Source organism: Aeromonas sp. (assembly GCF_050252055.1).
Classification (GTDB): Bacteria; Pseudomonadota; Gammaproteobacteria; order Enterobacterales; family Aeromonadaceae; genus Aeromonas; species Aeromonas caviae.
The window spans coordinates 581366-598664 of the sequence record NZ_JBFWLQ010000001.1 but is presented as its reverse complement, the minus strand read 5'-3'; the positions used below and the strand labels follow the sequence as shown (position 1 = coordinate 598664).

Below are 17299 nucleotides of genomic sequence, written 5' to 3'. Positions count from 1 at the left end.
GGCGAGGTCCTTCCCGGGCAACCGTGAAGGGCCTGTACCCTGTTCTGCGCCATCCCGCCCCGTCAGGAGGCGGGTCGCGCCCTTGCATTCACCACGATGTCGACCTTGCCCCCCATCTCTCACACAACCCGGGGGAGCAGGCTGGTCGGCATCCCCAGGAGGAGACCCTTCATGAGAATGTGGCAACAACTCGATTTTCTCGCCCTGCTCGACACCCTGGCCAGCCTGCTGCTCGCCTTCGTGCTGGGCAGCCTGGTCGGCCTGGAGCGCCAGTACCGCCAGCGCACCGCCGGTCTTCGCACCAACGTGCTGGTCGCCGTGGGGGCGGCCCTGTTCGTCAACCTGGCCCAGCGCATCTATGACCTGCATGGCGGCAGTTACGGGGTCGTCCACGTGGTGGCCTACATCGTCTCCGGCATCGGTTTTCTCGGCGCTGGCGTCATCATGCGGGAATCCGGTAACATCCGGGGCATCAACACAGCAGCCACCCTGTGGGGCGTCGCCGCGGTCGGGGCCGCCTGCGGCGCCGGGTTCGCCCTGGAGGCCATCCTCGGCGCCCTCTTCGTGCTGGCCGCCAACACCCTGCTGCGCCCCCTGGTCAACCAGATAAACCGTGACCCGGTGGACAACATGGACACCGAAGTGACCTATCACGTGACCGCTCTCATCGGCCGCGCTCACCAGAAGGAGGTGCTGCCCTGGCTCGAGCAGATGCTGGAGCAGGCCCACTACCCCCTGAGCGAACTCGACATCACCCCCTTCGGCGATCAGGATCTCGAGATCTCGGCGGCGCTGCTCGCCACCGCCATCGATGGCACCAAGCTCGATGCCCTGATGAACACGCTCGGGGAGCACCCTCACATCAAGCAGATCTTCTGGCGAGCCAGCATTACCGATTGACGCCCTCATACCAGTCGCAGCACAAAAAGCCCCGCCGGAACCGGCGGGGCTTTTTCACAGGAAAGGGAAGCCGTGTGCCTAGCGGCGGCTGCGCCAGCGCACCCTGGGGTTGATGACCTGGGCGGTCTGGGCTGGGGGATTGCCCGCGATGAGTTGCTGCATCATCTCGAAGGCGGCCCGGGCCAGGGCCGGGCAATCCTGGGCCACGGAATCGATGCGCATGGGGATGCAGTCGAGCAGATCGTGATCGTCGAAGGTACACAGGCGCATGCCGGTCTCCATCAGTTCCGCCTCGTTGAGGTAGCGCAGCACCCCCTCCAGCAGGGTGAAAGAGGCGGTAAAAAGCCCCTTCGGCGGTGCCCCGAGTTCGTCCACCAGCTCAGACATCAGCTGATAACCCGAGCTCGGCTGGTAGTCACGGTGGCGGACCCGGTCTGAAGTGGCCTCCAGCCCGGCCCGGTGCAATCCGAGCTCGTAACCCGCCAGCCGGTGGCGGCTGGGGGAGAGATCCAGCAGACCGCCGAAGTAGTAGATCTCCTCCCCGCAATCCTCGGCCATCTCCTGCACCAGCTCGGCGGTAGCCTTGCAGGCGTCCGAGATCACCATGGGCAGGCGCGACTCACCGATGTGGCGGTCGAGCTGCACCACCGGCAAGCGGTCGTGGATGCGGGCATAGATGTCGTCACTGTGGCCGCTGGAGGCGACGATGAGGCCATCCACCTGGCGGCTGATGAGGTTGTCCACCACCCGCTGCTCCAGGGTGGGGTCATCCTCGGAGCAGGCGATGAGCAGCTGGATCCCCGCCTCCCGACAGCGGGCCTCCAGGGCACGGGCGATGCTGGCGAAGCCGAAGTTGGTGAGATCGGGGATCACCAGCCCCCAGGTGTAGCTGCGCACCTCCCGCAGGGAGCGGGCGTGGATGCTCGGCTGATAGTGGCACTCGTCCGCCACCGCCTGGATCCGCTTGCGGGTATCGTCGGCGATGCGGTATTCCGCACTCTTGCCGTTGAGCACCAGGCTGGCGGTGGCCTTGGAGACCCCCGCGAGCGTGGCTATCTGGGCAATCGTGATCCGTTTCTTCTTCTCCACCTGACCTCCCGGCACACTGAGACCGGGCTATTGTACTAGGCAGGTCGCCAGCGGCCAGTGATCGAGGCAAATTTTGCTGCCATCACCACCACAACGTGCGGAAAGTACTGGGTTTTCGCCGGGGAAGTAACGGGTCGACAAGCTCTGGCGCCCGCCATCGACGAAGCACTCCAGGCTGGAGCGGTCACACAAGACGGTGATCTTGCCCCCAAGCCAGGGGGCGCTTCGCTCCTCCCACTCCCCGCTCTGCCAGTTCTGGCGACGCAGGACAAGACGCCCCGGCTGCCACACCAGCTCGACCACGGCCCCGAACCCGATGCGCCCTTCACCGCACAGCACCAGATCGAGCCAGGCCGAGTCGATGGCCAGGGCAGGCAGCTCATCCGGCGCCCCCTCGAAGCGGGTCTGCTCCCCTTTCAGGGCGCCCAGCTCTGCCACCGGCCGCTGGCAGAGCCACTCATCCTGCCAGAACAGCTCCCGCGGGCAGCTCATCTGGTGGATCCAGCCGTGCTCGAGAGTGGGCTGGCTCATCTCGTTCTCCTCCGGCAACCCCAGCCAGCCGAACAGCAGGCGCCGCCCCTGGCTATCCTGGGTAGTCTGGGGGGCATAGAACTCGAATCCCCGGTCCAGCTCGTGGAAGGACCCGTGGGCGAAATGCGTCCCATCGAAGTCACCCGCCAGCCAGCCGCACTGGTAGAGGTTGCGATAATCCTCTCCCTGCGGGGCAATCCCCTGGGGGCAGCTGATCAGCACATGGCGATCTCCTAGGGGGAAGAGATCCGGACACTCCCACATGTAGCCAAACTCCCCGAGACCGCCGCGCCCGCTGCCGGCGATGGGGCCCACCAGCGTCCAGGCATCCAGGGTATCACCGCGATAGAGCAGCACCTCACCCCGATCGTCCAGGGTGCGGGCCCCCAGCACCATCAGCCACTGCCGACCGTCGTGCCACACCTTGGGGTCGCGCACATGGCCGCTGTAGCCTGCGGGCAGGTCCAGCACAGGTCCCAGCTTGGCAAAGCCCCCCGCACCGTCGGCGCGGGCCAGACACTGGTAGGCGGTGCGGCTGCCGTCCGGGTATTTGACGTTGCCGGTGTAGATAAGGGTCAGACGCCCCTGCTCGTCGCTCACCGCCGAGCCCGAATAGCAGCCGTGGCTCTCATAGGCCTCGGTGGGCAGCAGCGCCACCGGCTCGTGCTGCCAGTGCAGCAGATCGGTGGAGGTGACATGCCCCCAGCCCTTGTTGCGGTGCTCGCAACCGAGCGGGTTCCACTGGTAGAAAAGATGGTAGCGCCCGTCGTGCTCGATGAAGCCGTTGGGATCGTTGAGCAGCCCCACCGGGGCTGCCAGATGCCAGCGGGGCCGATGGGGATCGGCCGCCGCCTTGAGCTGTCCGGCCAGCAGGGACCGGACAACCAGGTTCAGGAGATGGCTTTCCTTCATCACTCCACCTTGTACTTGAGCAGGTAGGAGGCGGCGAAAGCGGCGCCAAAGGCGATCACCAGACCGATGACGTAGTGGATGAGGCTCATGGGCTGGACGATGGCCATGCCCGGGATGCCGGTCAGGCCCACCGCCGTCATGCCGACCTTGGCCGCCACCACGTAGGCGCCGCCGCAGGCCCCGCCGAACAGACCGGCCAGGAAGGGCTTGATGTAGCGCAGGTTGACCCCGAAGATCGCCGCCTCGGTGATGCCGAGCAGGCAGGACATGGCCGCCGGCACCGTGATGGCCTTGATCTTCACATCGCGGGTCTTGAAGTAGACCGCGAGGCAAGCCCCACCCTGGGCCACGTTGGCCATGGCCCAGATGGGCAGCAGGAAGTTGACGCCGATGGCAGGGTTGGCCAGCAGCCCCGCCTCGATGGCGTGGAAGCTGTGGTGGATGCCGGTGATGACGATAAGGGAATAAGTCCCGCCAAACACCAGACCCGCCAGCCAGCCTGCCTGCTCATAGAGGGCGCTCAGACCGAACGAGATGCCATCCCCCAGCACCCGCCCGGCGGGGCCGATGAAAAGCAGCGCCACGAAGCCGGTGATGATGACGGTCAAAAACGGGGTGAGGATGAGATCCAGGGCGTCAGGGATGCGCTTGCGCAGCTGCTTCTCCAGGTGGGACATGAACCAGACCGCCAAGAGCACCGGGAAGACAGTGCCCTGGTAGCCGATCATGGCGACATCCAGGCCGAAGAAGTCCATGGTCTTGAAGCCCCCGGCCACGCCCCAGGCGTTGGTCAGGGCCGGGTGGGTGAGGATGCCGCCAAGGGTCGCCCCGAGGTACGGATTGCCGCCAAACTCCCGCGCCGCCGTAAAGCCGATGAGGATCGGCAGGATGATGAAGGCTGCCGAGCTGAACATGTCGAGCATGACGAACAGGGCGCTGTCGGCGTTGACCCAGCCGTAGGTGCGCACCATGCCGAGCAGCCCCATCAGCAGGCCGGAGGCGACGATGGCCGGAATGATGGGCACGAAGATGTTGGAGAGGGTCCGCGCCAGACGCTGGGCCACGTTCAGCTTGGCCGTCGCCATGTCGGTCAGCTCCGCCTTGCTGGCGGTGCCGGTCCCGGTCAGGGTGACGAACTCCGCATAGACCTTGTTGACCAGGCCGGTGCCAAAAATGACCTGGATCTGGCCGGCGTTGCTGAAGCACCCCTTGACCCCCTCCAGCTTGTCGATGGCGGCCTTGTTCACCTTGCTGTCGTCCGCCAGCACCAGCCGCAGCCGGGTGGCGCAGTGGGCGGCGCTGACGATGTTATCCTTGCCCCCGAGCAGGGGCACCAGATCCTGGGCTATCGCACTGATATTCATATTCTTCCTCTTATGACCCGCCACGCTGGCGGGCCCTTGTCACATGAGAGTAGGGGCTGTCGAGCCGGGCTTCTAGCCGCAGATCAACGGCCGCTTGCGCCTGATCGCAAAAATTCATCCAGCCGGGTGCGGGTGGGCAGTGCCGTCATCGCCCCCTTGGCGGTGGTGGCGAGCGCCCCGCAGCCGTGGGCCTGAGCCAGAATGGCGGGCAGCTCGGCCAGCGTCGGCAGCGAGGTCCATTCGGCCAAGGCCGCCAGCAGCCCGGCGACGAAGGCGTCCCCCGCCCCCGTGGTATCGAGTGGCGTCACTTTGGGCCCCACCCACTCCAGCAACTCGCCACCCAGACGGGCCACCACGCCCCCCGCCCCCCGGGTCACCAGCACCAGGGCCGGGCCTGAAAGAGTGGCGAGCCCCGCCGCCAGATCGTCCAGACCGCTCAGCAGTTGCAGCTCCTCCACGGAGAGCTTGACCACGTCTGCGAGGGCCATGGCCTCGCGCACCACGGGCAGCATCTCGGCAGGGTTGCCCCACACCTCTGGCCTCAGGTTGGGGTCGAAGCAGACCCGCCCCCCGACGGCCCGAATGGTCGCCATGGCTTGCAGGCAACTGCTGCGCACCGGCTCGTTGGCGAGCGCAATGGAGCAGGTCAGCAGCCACTGCCCGGCCTGGAAGACCGGCAGATCGGCATGGCTCAGGAACTGATCGGCGCTCGGGCGCACCATGAAGGTGAAACTGCGCTCCCCCGCCTCATCGAGATCCACCAGTACCGTGCTGGTGCGATGGGCCGGATCCAGGATCAGGTGGCGAATGTCGACCCCCTCCCTGGCCAGGGTCTCCCCCATGAAGCGGCCGAAGGGATCCGCGCCGACCCGGCCAATGAAGGCCGACTCCCCGCCGAGCCGAGCAACGCCCACCGCCACGTTGGCCGGTGCGCCACCCGGACACTTGAGGTAGTGCTGCTCCCCTTCCGGGATCAAGTCCACTACCGCATCCCCCATTACCCACACACGATTCGTCACCTTGTTGCTACTCCACTGCTGCACAGGATTTGCCGGGGTCAGCCCCGGGTTCTGGGTCCGCATTATCAGCTAAACCGTTTTAGCTAACCAACAGATCCCGGGGCCGCCTGCCATTTTTGTGATCGGGATAACGAACTAGAACCAGGTTTCCATCTGCACGCCAAAGTTCCACTCGCCCCCGGCGGTGAAGTTGCTCTGGCCCATGGCATCGGAGCTGGCGTAGTTGTCGAGCTCGGAGGACCAGTCCATCCAGGTGGCGAACACCCGAAGCTCGGGCCGCTCGAAGAAGCCGGCGGTCTGCGCCTTGAAGGTCGGCGCGAAGGTGAGCTTGGTGAAATCGCCGCTCACCGCCTGACGACCCTTGTAGCCCTTGGGATCGAGGTCCATGTACTGCCAGGTCGCCTCGTAAACCAGCTCGACGTTCTGGCTCAGCACCTGGGCCAGGCGGCCATTGAGGGTCACCCAGCGGTACTCGTCCCCTTTCACGTAACGATCCTGGCTGTGCTCGGCCAGCAGGGCCGGGGCCACACGCCAGCGGGGCGCAAGATCGGTGGCGCCAAACACGGCGACCCGCACCGCATCGGCATCCGGCAGCAGCTCGCTGTCGGAGCCCAGCCCCTTGAGCTCGGCACCCAGACCGTGGCCATACAGCACCGCCGCCTTGGAGAAACCGGGGTTGATGCCAAAGAAGCTGTCGGCGTGGTAGGCCACCAGGGTGTGGGCACCCTTGTTCGCCGCTTCGCTGCCCGCGCCGCCGTCGTTGATGCGCACCTCGTTGTCCTTGGCGGAGAGGCCGTTCAGCATCCACTGCCAGTTGCCAACGCGGTTGTTCATGGTGAGGATGTAGCTCTCGATGTCGGAGAGACCGCTCGCGCTGATGTCGCCGTAGTCGCGCCCGTAGAGGGAGAAGTTCGCCTTCCAGCTGTCGGCCAGCTGCACGTCGTAGACGCCGCCGCCGGTACCGGCCAGGAAGACCACGTCCGAGTCGAGCCAGTGGATGTCGAAGTTGTCCCGGTCAAAGCGCTTGCCCGCCCAGAGCACCGAGTGCTGGAAAGGACCGCTGAAGCTCGCCAGATCGCCGATTTCGGCAAACACCTGGCGGGTGTTGAGGCTGGAATCGCTGGCGGTCCAGTCGTTGCTGGTCTCCACCCCGTCCGCCAGCATCAGCTTGTAGCGGGCCCAGCTGCCATCGTCGAAGGTCTGGGTCTTCAGCAGGTTGGCCTCCATGTAGGTGTCATCCTCGTTGCCAAGGCGACCCACGGCGCCGCCCACCGAGCCCGCCGGGGTGATGTAGGGGCCGCCGCGGCCACCATTGCCGTTGCCGTTCACCAGCAGGCCCGAGCGGGCATAGCCGTGGAACTCGAAGCCCTGGGCCCCGGCGGTCTGCTTGTCCACCTTCTCGCTCTGAGCCTTGGCCACCACGGCCGTCTCGCGGGCTTCGTTTGCCTTGCTCTGGGCCTCATCGGCCCGCGCTTCGGCAGCGGTGGCACGCGCCTCGGCCGCCTGCACCCGCGCCTCCAGCGCCGCCAGACGAGCCTCGATACCACCATCCGCCGCCCACAGCGGGCTGCTCATTCCCAATCCCAGCGCCACGGCCAGCGCCAACTTGCTCTTGAACATCGTCATCGTCCTCACCTGTCTTCTGTCGCCCGTCCGGGCTCTGTTGTTGTTGACGAGCCGAGGATAGCTAAACCGCTTTAGCTTACTCAATACGCCAGCTAAACCGTTTCAGCAGGAGTGTGAGCGGGATAACATTTGTACAGGGGGAATTGGTGGAAGTTGTGAGGAGGATCCCTCATCGGGATCCACTCAATAAGGGGGGATCCAGGCCAGATGGCGGGCAAAAAAAAAGCCGGCACATCCGTGCCGGCTTGGGTAACGCGGGTCGCGTTTATTTGGTCAGGTCGTCGAAGAAGCGTTTCACCCCTTCGAAGAAGCCTTCCGATTTCGGCTTGTGGGTCTTGGCAGCGGCGCCGCTGAAGGAGTCGTCCAGCTGGCGCAGCAGATCTTTCTGGGTCTCGGTCAGCTTGACCGGAGTCTCGATCACCACCTTGCACATCAGATCCCCTACCTGGCCGGAGCGCACGGACTTGACGCCCTTGCCCCGCAGGCGGAACAGCTTGCCGGTCTGGGTCTCCGGGGTCACCTTGAGCTTGACCCGGCCATCCAGGGTCGGCACTTCAATCTCGCCGCCGAGCGCCGCCGTGGTGAAGCTGATGGGCACTTCGCAGTAGAGGTCGTTGCCGTCACGGACGAAGATCTCGTGCTCGCGCACATGAACCTGTACGTAGAGATCCCCCGCCGATGCGCCGGTTTCCCCCGCTTCCCCTTCGCCGGAGAGACGGATGCGATCCCCGGTATCGACCCCGGCCGGGATCTTGACCGACAGGGTCTTGGTCTTCTGATAGCGCCCTTCCCCATGGCACTTGCGGCACGGATCCTTGATGATCTTGCCGCGACCGTGACAGTGGGGGCAGGGCTGCTGCACCGCGAAGAAGCCCTGGCGCATCTGCACCTGGCCGGAGCCGTGGCAGGTGGGGCAGGTCTGGGCCTGGCTTCCGGTATGGGCACCGGAGCCGTTGCACACTTCGCAGTGGACCTGGGTCGGGATCTTGATCTCCTTGGAGACCCCACGCACCGCCTCTTCCAGCGTCAGCTCCATGTTGTAGCGCAGATCGGCGCCACGGGCCGGGCCGCGACGACCGCCCCCGCGACCACCGAAGATGTCGCCAAACACGTCGCCAAAGATGTCGCCGAAATCGGCACCACCGCCAAAGCCGCCGTGGCCGCCACCCTGGCTCGGATCCACCCCGGCATGACCGTACTGGTCATAACGGGCACGCAGGTTCTCGTCGGTCAGGACCTCGTAGGCTTCCTTGACCTCTTTGAACTTCTCTTCAGCCCCGGCATCACCCTGGTTGCGATCCGGGTGATACTTCATGGCCAGACGCTTGTACGCCTTCTTGATCTCGCGCTCGTCGGCACCTTTCGACACCCCGAGCACTTCGTAGAAATCGCGCTTCGACATACTCATCCTGTTGCTATATCAGCAGTTACGCAGACGGGCGTTGGTTACCCAACGCCCGTAAATTCATTGACGAATCTGCTCACACTCTTACTACGAAGCCGTGATCAAGGCTCATGTGCAGCTCGCTTGTTTGTAACCAAGAGTGCTCATGTATTCACATACACTCCGGTTCCTGCGCTGCTCTTTACCTTGCTGACGGCCTCTCGCGACAGACCGTGAACAGATTCTGAGCCGATGGGCGAAGCGGACTTCGCCCATCCGGGTCGGGCTTACTTCTTGTCGTCTTTCACTTCTTCGAACTCGGCGTCGACCACGTCGTCGTCAGCCTTGGCAGAAGAGGAGGACTGACCGGCGTCAGCACCGGTGGCGCCTTGCGCCTGAGCCTGCTGCTGGGCAATTTCCATCAGCTTCTGGGACGCTTCCAGCAGCGCTTGCTGCTTGGCTTCGATGGCAGCCTTGTCGTCACCCTTGATGGCGGATTCCAGCTCGCTCAGGGCAGTCTCGATCTTGGTCTTCTCGTCGGCAGGCAGAGCTTCACCGGCTTCGGTGACCTGCTTGCGCACGGAGTGGACCAGACCGTCAGCCTGGTTGCGGGCCTGCACCAGCTCTTCGAACTTTTTGTCCTCGGCCGCGTTGGCTTCGGCTTCGCGTACCATGCGTTCGATCTCGTCATCAGACAGACCGGAAGAGGCCTGGATGGTGATCTTCTGCTCCTTGTTGGTCTCCTTGTCTTTGGCGGAGACGTGCAGGATGCCGTTGGCATCGATGTCGAAGGTCACTTCGATCTGCGGCAGACCGCGCGGTGCCGGGCGGATGCCTTCCAGGTTGAACTGGCCCAGGGACTTGTTGTCGCTGGCGCGCTTGCGCTCACCCTGCAGCACGTGAATGGTCACGGCAGACTGGTTGTCTTCGGCGGTGGAGAACACCTGGGACTTCTTGGTCGGAATGGTGGTGTTCTTCTCGATGAGCGCGGTCATCACGCTGCCCATGGTCTCGATCCCCAGGGAGAGCGGAGTCACGTCCAGCAGCAGTACGTCGGTCTTGTCACCGGACAGTACGGCACCCTGGATGGCAGCACCCATGGCCACGGCTTCGTCCGGGTTGACGTCTTTGCGCGGCTCTTTACCGAAGAAGTCGGCCACGGTCTTCTGAACCAGCGGCATACGGGTCTGACCGCCCACCAGGATGACGTCGTCGATCTCGCCAACCGCCAGACCGGAGTCTTTCAGGGCGACACGAACCGGCTCCAGGGAGTCTTTCACCATGTCTTCCACCAGGGATTCCAGCTTGGCGCGGGTCACCTTGATGTTCATGTGCTTCGGACCGGTGGCATCTGCAGTGATGTACGGCAGGTTGACGTCGGTCTGCTGGGCAGAAGAGAGCTCGATCTTGGCTTTTTCGGCGGCATCTTTCAGACGCTGCAGGGCCAGCTGGTCGTTGCGCAGGTCAATGCCCTGCTCGCGCTTGAACTCGTCAACCAGGTAGTTGATGACGCGGTTGTCGAAGTCTTCACCACCCAGGTGGGTGTTACCGTTGGTTGCCAGCACTTCGAAGGTGGTTTCCCCTTCGACTTCGTCGATCTCGATGATGGAGATATCGAAGGTACCGCCACCCAGGTCGTATACAGCAACCTTGCGCTCGCCCTTGACCTTGTTGACGCCGTAGGCAAACGCAGCCGCAGTCGGCTCGTTGATGATGCGTTTTACATCCAGACCAGCGATGCGACCGGCATCCTTGGTGGCCTGACGCTGGGCGTCGTTGAAGTAGGCCGGTACGGTGATGACGGCTTCGGTCACCGGCTCGCCCAGGTAGTCCTCGGCGGTCTTCTTCATCTTTTTCAGCACTTCGGCAGAGATCTGCGGCGGTGCCATCTTCTTGCCTTTCACTTCAACCCAGGCGTCACCGTTGTCGGCCTTGGCGATGGCGTACGGCATGATTTTCAGGTCACGTTGTACTTCGTCATCTTCGAAACGACGGCCGATCAGACGCTTGATGGCGAACAGCGTGTTCTTCGGGTTGGTGATGGCTTGGCGCTTGGCCGGCTGACCAACCAGGATTTCGCCGTCATCGGCATAGGCAATGATGGACGGAGTAGTACGGTCGCCTTCCGCGTTCTCGATCACGCGAGCATGGTCGCCATCCAGAATAGCGACGCAGGAGTTGGTAGTACCCAGGTCAATACCGATGATTTTACCCATTTGACGAATCTCCAAATACTTTGAATAAACTGGCGAGGGGCTCGCCTTGATACGTTAACGGCTAGGTGGGGCCTGCCACTGTGGCTTTCAAGCTCCCGGCATCAAATTTTTTGTGCCGCCGTGGCCTTGCAACCTATATGGGGTCTCAAGTCGGCGCTTCAAGTCCGGCCCTGAAAAAACCTGCATACAGGCCACCTGACAGCCAAATGACGCCAGACACGTTTTCTGGCGCCACATCCAACAAAAAGCCCGCCAAGCGGCGGGCTTGGTGAGAACAGCGTGATCAGTCAGCGGACTTGGAGACCATCACCATGGCCGGGCGGATGACGCGGCCGTTGAGCTCGTAGCCCTTCTGCATCACGGCGATCACGGTGTTCGGCGCCACGTCGGCACTGGGCACCATGCTCATGGCCTGGTGGGCATTGGGGTCGAACGGCTGGTTGGTCGGGTCCAGCGCCACCAGGCCGAACTTGGCCACGCCGCTCTGCATGGATTTCAGGGTCAGCTCGACCCCTTCAATCATCGGCTTGAGGGTGTCGTTCTCCTTGTCCGCCAGCTCGATGGCGCGCTCCAGGTTGTCCAGCACCGGCAAGAGCTCTGCCGCGAACTTCTCCAGTGCAAACTTGTGGGCTTTCTCCACGTCCTGAGCGGCACGGCGACGCAGGTTCTCCATCTCGGCGACGGCGCGAATGGCGCGCTCGCGCTCTTCCAGGGAGGCCTGCTGGGCCGCCTCCAGCTGGGCCTCCAGCTCGGCGATGCGGGCCTGTTCGGCTGTCACTTCACTGTCTACATCGGTCGGCTCGACTGGCTGGGCTTCCACTTGCTCCATCGCTTCAACCTTTTGTTCTTCGTGGCTCATGACATCTCCAATATTCAGGGGTTGCGTGTGAGGGTGGCTGGCGTTCAGACAAGCGACACGCGCCAGCAGACCCTGTGTTGGCGCTATTATGGGGACACAGCCCCGGCTTTCAAGGGGAAAAGGGCAGATCGGGCACAATGGCGCCCATCCGCGTGCCAGGCAGCCCCTTTTCGGGGCCGATTGCACCAACCGCCACGGAGGCAGACAAATCCCCGGCAAAGCGCGGTATACTCCCCCCAAGACTCTCCCAGACCCGATAACCTATGGATTCTCCGTTCAAAACCGTTGCCCTCATCGGCAAGCCCCATCACGAGGGGGCCAACCAGACCCTGACCGGCCTGTATCAGTACCTGACCAGCCGCGGCTTTCGTGTGCTGCTGGAGAGCCGGGTGGCCCATACCCTGGGGCTGCTCGGGGAGAACGTGATGGATCTGGTGCAACTCGGCGAGCAGGCGGATCTCGCCATCGTCGTCGGCGGTGACGGCAACATGCTGGGGGCCGCCCGGGTGCTGTCACGGTTCGATGTGGCGGTGATCGGGGTGAACCGGGGCAACCTCGGCTTCCTGACCGATCTCTCGCCCCAGGATTATCTGCTGCCCCTGGAGCAGGTGCTCTCGGGTCACTTCAAGAGCGAGCATCGCTTCCTGCTGGAGGCCGCCGTCTATCGCCACGGGGAGCGCAAGTCGAGCAACCTCGCGGTCAACGAGGCGGTGCTTCACCCGGGCAAGATCGCCCACATGATCGAGTTCGAGGTCTACATCGACGGCAGCTTCATGTACAGCCAGCGCTCGGACGGCATCATAGTGGCGACACCCACCGGCTCCACCGCCTACTCCCTGTCGGCAGGGGGCGCCATTCTCACCCCCAAACTCAACGCCATCACGCTGGTGCCCATGTTCCCGCACACCCTGAGCAGCCGCCCCATCGTGCTGGATGCCGACAGCGAAGTGCGGCTGCTGGTCTCGCCGGACAACCAGGACGACGCCATGCAGGTGAGCTGCGACGGCCAGGTCACCCTGGCGGTCCACCCGGGGGACGAGATCCTCATCAAGAAGAGCAGCCACAAGCTTCATCTGGTGCATCCGCTGGATTACAGCTACTTCCACGTGCTGCGCAACAAGCTCGGTTGGGGCAGCAAGCTCTTCTAGCCAGGCAACACCGGTGGCGAGGGTCTACCCCTCGCTGCTTTCGACCAGCCGAGGCAGTGCCGGCTCGAATGCCAGATGAACCCCGTTTCTCCCCGCTTCCTTCACCCGGTACATGGCAGCATCGGCTTTGGTCAGCATCAGTGCCAGGTCAGCCTCGGCACTGGCGCACACAACCCCCATGCTCACCGTGACCCCCTCGCACGGCAGGCAGGCCCCCTGCCGGGAGCCCGTCTCTATCTGGCGGCGGATCCGGTCACAGATGTCGTGGGCCATCTGGCCGCTCACGCCCCCCATGATGATGGCGAACTCCTCGCCACCGATGCGCCCCACCAGATCATCCTTGCGTACCTCGGCCACCAGCACCCCGGCCACATAGCGAATGACTTCATCCCCGCAGCCGTGACCAAACTGGTCGTTGACCCGCTTGAAGTGATCGATGTCCAGGACCACCACGCAGCGCGTCTGGCCAGGCGTAGCCCCCTCTCCCTGCCTGAAGAGGCCGCGCCGATTAAGCACCCCGGTGAGGGGATCCCGCTCCGAGAGCGCCAGCAATGCCTCCTCCGTCTCCACATAGGCCACCAGAGGCAGCAGCAACACCGAGCCGATAGTCAGCACCATGTGCATGAAGAAGATGAGATCGAGCCAACCTCCGCCCCCCATCCGCCCTTCGACTCCCAGCAAGAGCAGCCCCCCCTGGCTCAGCAGGATGGTGAAATGCAGCAGGTAAATGAGCGCCACCGCATGGAGCACCCGCTTCTGTTGCCGGCCGAGAGAGACGATGAGGCAGGCGCACCACAGGTACAACATCGACTCCATCAGAGCCAGCACAATGCGCACGGGGGCGAGGCTGGACAACCCCAGATAGAGCAGCAGCAACACCGCCACGCCTCCCCCCACGGCACGGGGATGCCATGCGCGCTCGTAAAGCGCACAAAAACCGGCGAGCAACAGCAGGATGCTCATGAGCGAGACCAGGCCGCCGACCCGGATGCCCAGCGCCGGATACCCTCCCAATACCCCCAGACTGAGCAGCAGGATGGAGAGGGAGAAGAGAAAAGCGGAGAGGGACCAGTACAGAAAGTTGCCTCTACCTGGCTTCAGGGAGTGGATGAACAGCATGATCAGCCCCGACATCAGGTTGATTGCCAGGGAGATCAGCAGCAGGGTCGGGGTATGGATCATCGTGACGCATCCTTGCGAAGAGGTCTGTGCGCAGCCCAGGCTCAACCAGGACTGGTTCGAGTGTGTCTCAGCCAGCCACTCACCACAAGAGAGCGCCTCAAGGTGGCTTCTCGCATCGCCTCAGCCCATGCCAGGTACGCAGGTTGATTTTGCAAACCATCGGATCGGCGTCACACCCATGCCGCGGCCTTGACACCCTTGCCCTCCTCCTGTTTCGCAAAAATCCTCCCTGCCCACTTTACTGTATATAAGACCAGTATATACTGGATGCATACACAGTAATGTTGACCCATACAGGATGAGACCATGCTGACCCAGCTGACCGTCAACAACTTCGCCATCGTCAAGTTTCTCGAGCTCGATCTGCAACCGGGGATGACCTGCATCACCGGGGAGACCGGGGCGGGCAAATCCATCGCCATCGATGCTCTGGGGCTGTGCCTGGGGGAGCGCGCCGAAGCCAGCATGGTGCGCCCGGGCAGCGACAAGACCGAGGTGAGTGCCCGCTTCCTGCTGGAGGGTAATCCTGCCGCCCGGGCCTGGCTCGCCACCAACGAGCTTGAAAATGACGGTGAGTGCATCGTCCGGCGGGTACTGTCCGCCGAGGGGCGCTCTCGCAGCTATATCAACGGGGTTCCCGTCCCCCTCGCCCAGCTAAGGAACCTGGGTCAACTGCTGGTCAACGTCCACGGTCAGCACGCTCACCAGATGCTGCTCAAACCCGATTACCAGCTCGCCCTGCTGGACGGCTACGCCGGTCATCATCTGCTCCTCGACGATGTGCGCCGCCACTACCAGCAGTGGCGCCAGTTGCAAAACGAGCTCAACCGGCTCAAGGCCGAGCAGCAGCAGCGGGAAGCCCGCCGTCAACTCATCGAATACCAGGTGCAGGAGCTGGACGAATTTGCCCTTCAGCCGGGAGAGTTTGAAGAGATTGAAGAGGAGCATCAGCGGCTCGCCAATGGCACCGAGCTGATGCAGGAGTGCGGGTATTGCCTCGATCTGCTTTATGACAATGAAGAGACCACCATCGCCGGTCTGCTGCAGACGGCGGTGGACAGGGCCGAGACCCTGGTCGGCATGGACAGCCGGCTTGGCAACGTGCTCGGCATGCTCAACGAAGCGCTGATCGGCGTACAGGAGAGCCACAGCGAGCTGCGCAGCTATCTCGACCGGCTGGAACTGGATCCAGAGCGCTTCAACGAGCTGGAGAGCCGCCTCTCCAAGGCCATCAACCTGGCACGCAAGCACCATGTCAAACCGGCGGAGCTGGCCCACTACCATCAGGAGCTGGCCGCCGATCTGGCCCGCCTCAACTCCGACGAAGAGCGACTCGAGGGGATGGAGGACGAGCTGGCCTCGGCCCGCCAGGCCTTCGTGCAGGCCGCCGAGGCCCTGAGCCAGAGTCGCCAGCGCTATGCCGAGGAGCTGGGCGCGAAGGTAAGCGCCAGCATGCACGAACTGGCGATGCCAGATGGCCGCTTCGCCATCGAGGTGCGACCCGATGCCCAGAGCAGCCTCTCGCCCCTTGGCATCGATCGGGTGGAGTTCATGGTCACCACCAACCCGGGTCAGCCCATCCAACCCCTTGGCAAGGTGGCTTCTGGCGGCGAGCTGTCGCGTATCAGCCTCGCCATCGTGGTGATCAGCGCCCGCAAGATCTCCACCCCGACCCTTATCTTCGACGAAGTGGATGTGGGGATCAGCGGCCCGACCGCCGCCGTGGTGGGCCGCCTGTTGCGCCAGCTCGGCGAATCCACCCAGGTGATGGTGGTCACCCACCTGCCCCAGGTGGCAGGCAAGGGTCACCAGCACATGGTGGTGAGCAAACACACCGACGGCAAGACAACGGAAACCCAGATGCAGGCGCTCACCCCGGGCGCCCGGCTCAACGAACTGGCCCGCCTGTTGGGGGGCGATCAGATCACCGACAACACCCTGGCCAATGCCCGTGAGTTGCTCGCAAGCTGACCACGGGGCGGGCGGGACATCCTCCCGTCCATGTCGCCCCTTTTAGATTGACCGAGTCATCATCGCGGTAGCCATTTGAAGCCTCTTGCCGACGGCGCCGGCCTGGTTGACCGATGCCGTGAACCGCAAGCAAGAAAGAGGGGCTGCCCTGGCTAATCCGCGGCAAGTGTCTTGATGCTCAATCTGAGCCTGTCAGCCTGGTCATCACCCAGTCGGGCTTCCATCGCCATGGTCAGAACGCCACTCATCTTCGTTGCACTCATTCATATATCGAACGGACCCACTCCTTCATTTTCCATTCAACTCAGTCTGTTATGATGATGTAAACGGACTCGGTACCTTCAGTTGCCATCGACAGAAGATGACGCTTGATGCAAACACACCGGGTTCGTTTGAGCTGACATTTCGCGGGAAGGGAGGATGGGAGCGCGCTTCCGCCGTCTGACCCGCACCTGCCAAGGAGAACTGCTTATGAGCCCGACCAATATTGTGCTGTTGCTGGAAGGCAAGGATTACGAGCAGGAGACACTGGCCAAGGCGAGCCGTCTGGCACAAGGGCTGGGCGCCAACCTGACCTTGTTGCACCTGACCCACAGCAGCAAGACCCGTCGCAATAGTCTGTCCCTGTCACAAGAGGAGCGCAGCGCCCAGGGCACCCTGGATGCCAAGGCGATCATCAGTGAACTCATCACCCAGCTGTCTCATCCGGTGGATTACCAGTGTCTGGTGGTGGATGACGTGGTGCCGGATCTCCAGTGCTGGCTGGCCGCCCACCCCGCCGACCTCTTGCTGGTCGGCAGCCGTCATCACTGGATGGAGGGCTCGCTGGCCCGCCTGCTCCTCTACAAACTGCCCCTCGATATCCAGATCTGCCACGAGCCTCACGCCGCCTTGCTCAAAGCCGTCGGTTGACGCCACAAGACCCGCTCCCTGAGCGGGTCTTCTTGTTTCAGACGCCCCGCCGTCATCCTCCCCCAGCTTGACCTCCTCCACTGCGTCAACGCCAGAACCACACGACTTCTTACACATTGCTCGCTTCTTTTTGAGGGCCATTTGCTGCACGATATGGCCCTTGCACGCCTTCGCTCGTTTCGTTCA

At 63.4% G+C, this 17299-nt stretch carries 13 protein-coding genes; 4 read left to right on the top strand and 9 right to left on the bottom strand.

Features of this window, described 5'->3' with window-relative positions:
* Positions 1 to 171 precede the first annotated feature (171 nt).
* A complete protein-coding gene (locus AB7E19_RS02650; protein ID WP_041213246.1) occupies positions 172 to 900 on the top strand; it encodes an MgtC/SapB family protein in 729 nt (242 codons plus the stop codon).
* Positions 901 to 978: 78 nt separating this feature from the next.
* Here AB7E19_RS02650 and AB7E19_RS02645 read toward each other — a convergent pair whose 3' ends face one another.
* The 8 genes from AB7E19_RS02645 to grpE all read right to left on the bottom strand — a co-directional run bounded on the left by AB7E19_RS02645 (position 979) and on the right by grpE (position 11900).
* A complete protein-coding gene (locus tag AB7E19_RS02645) occupies positions 979 to 1989 on the bottom strand; it encodes a substrate-binding domain-containing protein (RefSeq protein ID WP_427934588.1) in 1011 nt (336 codons plus the stop codon).
* Between the two features lie 27 nt (positions 1990 to 2016).
* Positions 2017 to 3432 carry a glycoside hydrolase family 32 protein gene (locus tag AB7E19_RS02640; RefSeq protein WP_427934587.1) on the bottom strand — a complete coding sequence of 472 codons (1416 nt, stop codon included), beginning with the start codon at positions 3430 to 3432 and terminating at the stop codon, positions 2017 to 2019.
* Entirely contained in the window at positions 3432 to 4796 is a 1365-nt protein-coding gene (locus AB7E19_RS02635; protein WP_408818090.1) for a sucrose-specific PTS transporter subunit IIBC, read from the bottom strand. The genes AB7E19_RS02640 and AB7E19_RS02635 overlap by 1 nt, the downstream gene beginning before the upstream one ends.
* Positions 4797 to 4879: 83 nt before the next feature.
* Positions 4880 to 5839, bottom strand: coding sequence for an aminoimidazole riboside kinase (locus tag AB7E19_RS02630; RefSeq protein WP_427934585.1), 960 nt, complete (start codon positions 5837 to 5839; stop codon positions 4880 to 4882).
* A 111-nt stretch (positions 5840 to 5950) separates the two neighbouring features.
* The gene (locus tag AB7E19_RS02625) at positions 5951 to 7441 is read right to left on the bottom strand and encodes a carbohydrate porin (RefSeq protein ID WP_427934584.1); all 1491 of its coding nucleotides are present in this window, start codon (positions 7439 to 7441) and stop codon (positions 5951 to 5953) included.
* Between the two features lie 265 nt (positions 7442 to 7706).
* Positions 7707 to 8843: a molecular chaperone DnaJ gene (gene dnaJ / locus AB7E19_RS02620; protein WP_010673647.1), complete on the bottom strand. Its 1137-nt coding sequence runs from the start codon at positions 8841 to 8843 to the stop codon at positions 7707 to 7709.
* Between the two features lie 269 nt (positions 8844 to 9112).
* Positions 9113 to 11041 carry a molecular chaperone DnaK gene (gene dnaK, locus AB7E19_RS02615; protein WP_069651638.1) on the bottom strand — a complete coding sequence of 643 codons (1929 nt, stop codon included), beginning with the start codon at positions 11039 to 11041 and terminating at the stop codon, positions 9113 to 9115.
* A gap of 283 nt (positions 11042 to 11324) precedes the next feature.
* Positions 11325 to 11900, bottom strand: a complete 576-nt coding sequence (gene grpE, locus AB7E19_RS02610; protein ID WP_029314044.1) for a nucleotide exchange factor GrpE — start codon at positions 11898 to 11900, stop codon at positions 11325 to 11327.
* Between the two features lie 263 nt (positions 11901 to 12163).
* Here grpE and nadK point away from each other — a divergent pair, with 263 nt between their 5' ends.
* Positions 12164 to 13048, top strand: coding sequence for an NAD(+) kinase (gene nadK / locus AB7E19_RS02605; RefSeq protein ID WP_010673644.1), 885 nt, complete (start codon positions 12164 to 12166; stop codon positions 13046 to 13048).
* 24 nt (positions 13049 to 13072) lie between these two features.
* On the opposite strand, the gene AB7E19_RS02600 is transcribed toward nadK, so the two are convergent.
* Positions 13073 to 14230, bottom strand: coding sequence for a GGDEF domain-containing protein (locus tag AB7E19_RS02600; RefSeq protein WP_322131468.1), 1158 nt, complete (start codon positions 14228 to 14230; stop codon positions 13073 to 13075).
* Positions 14231 to 14536: 306 nt separating this feature from the next.
* Here AB7E19_RS02600 and recN point away from each other — a divergent pair, with 306 nt between their 5' ends.
* Together recN and AB7E19_RS02590 are read left to right on the top strand one after the other, a co-directional pair.
* Positions 14537 to 16201: a DNA repair protein RecN gene (gene recN, locus AB7E19_RS02595; protein ID WP_041213253.1), complete on the top strand. Its 1665-nt coding sequence runs from the start codon at positions 14537 to 14539 to the stop codon at positions 16199 to 16201.
* A 471-nt stretch (positions 16202 to 16672) separates the two neighbouring features.
* Positions 16673 to 17113 (top strand): universal stress protein, encoded by a 441-nt coding sequence (locus tag AB7E19_RS02590; RefSeq protein WP_322131469.1) that lies wholly within the window; start codon positions 16673 to 16675, stop codon positions 17111 to 17113.
* The last annotated feature ends 186 nt before the right edge of the window (positions 17114 to 17299 follow it).

Coding starts and splice junctions, on each gene's coding strand:
- AB7E19_RS02635 (WP_408818090.1), bottom strand. CDS start 4,796: ATGAATATCAGTGCGATAGCCCAGGATCTGGTGCCCCTGCTCGGGGGC.
- AB7E19_RS02590 (WP_322131469.1), top strand. CDS start 16,673: ATGAGCCCGACCAATATTGTGCTGTTGCTGGAAGGCAAGGATTACGAG.
- dnaJ (WP_010673647.1), bottom strand. CDS start 8,843: ATGTCGAAGCGCGATTTCTACGAAGTGCTCGGGGTGTCGAAAGGTGCC.
- dnaK (WP_069651638.1), bottom strand. CDS start 11,041: ATGGGTAAAATCATCGGTATTGACCTGGGTACTACCAACTCCTGCGTC.
- AB7E19_RS02650 (WP_041213246.1), top strand. CDS start 172: ATGAGAATGTGGCAACAACTCGATTTTCTCGCCCTGCTCGACACCCTG.
- AB7E19_RS02600 (WP_322131468.1), bottom strand. CDS start 14,230: ATGATCCATACCCCGACCCTGCTGCTGATCTCCCTGGCAATCAACCTG.
- AB7E19_RS02625 (WP_427934584.1), bottom strand. CDS start 7,441: ATGACGATGTTCAAGAGCAAGTTGGCGCTGGCCGTGGCGCTGGGATTG.
- grpE (WP_029314044.1), bottom strand. CDS start 11,900: ATGAGCCACGAAGAACAAAAGGTTGAAGCGATGGAGCAAGTGGAAGCC.
- recN (WP_041213253.1), top strand. CDS start 14,537: ATGCTGACCCAGCTGACCGTCAACAACTTCGCCATCGTCAAGTTTCTC.
- AB7E19_RS02640 (WP_427934587.1), bottom strand. CDS start 3,432: ATGAAGGAAAGCCATCTCCTGAACCTGGTTGTCCGGTCCCTGCTGGCC.
- nadK (WP_010673644.1), top strand. CDS start 12,164: ATGGATTCTCCGTTCAAAACCGTTGCCCTCATCGGCAAGCCCCATCAC.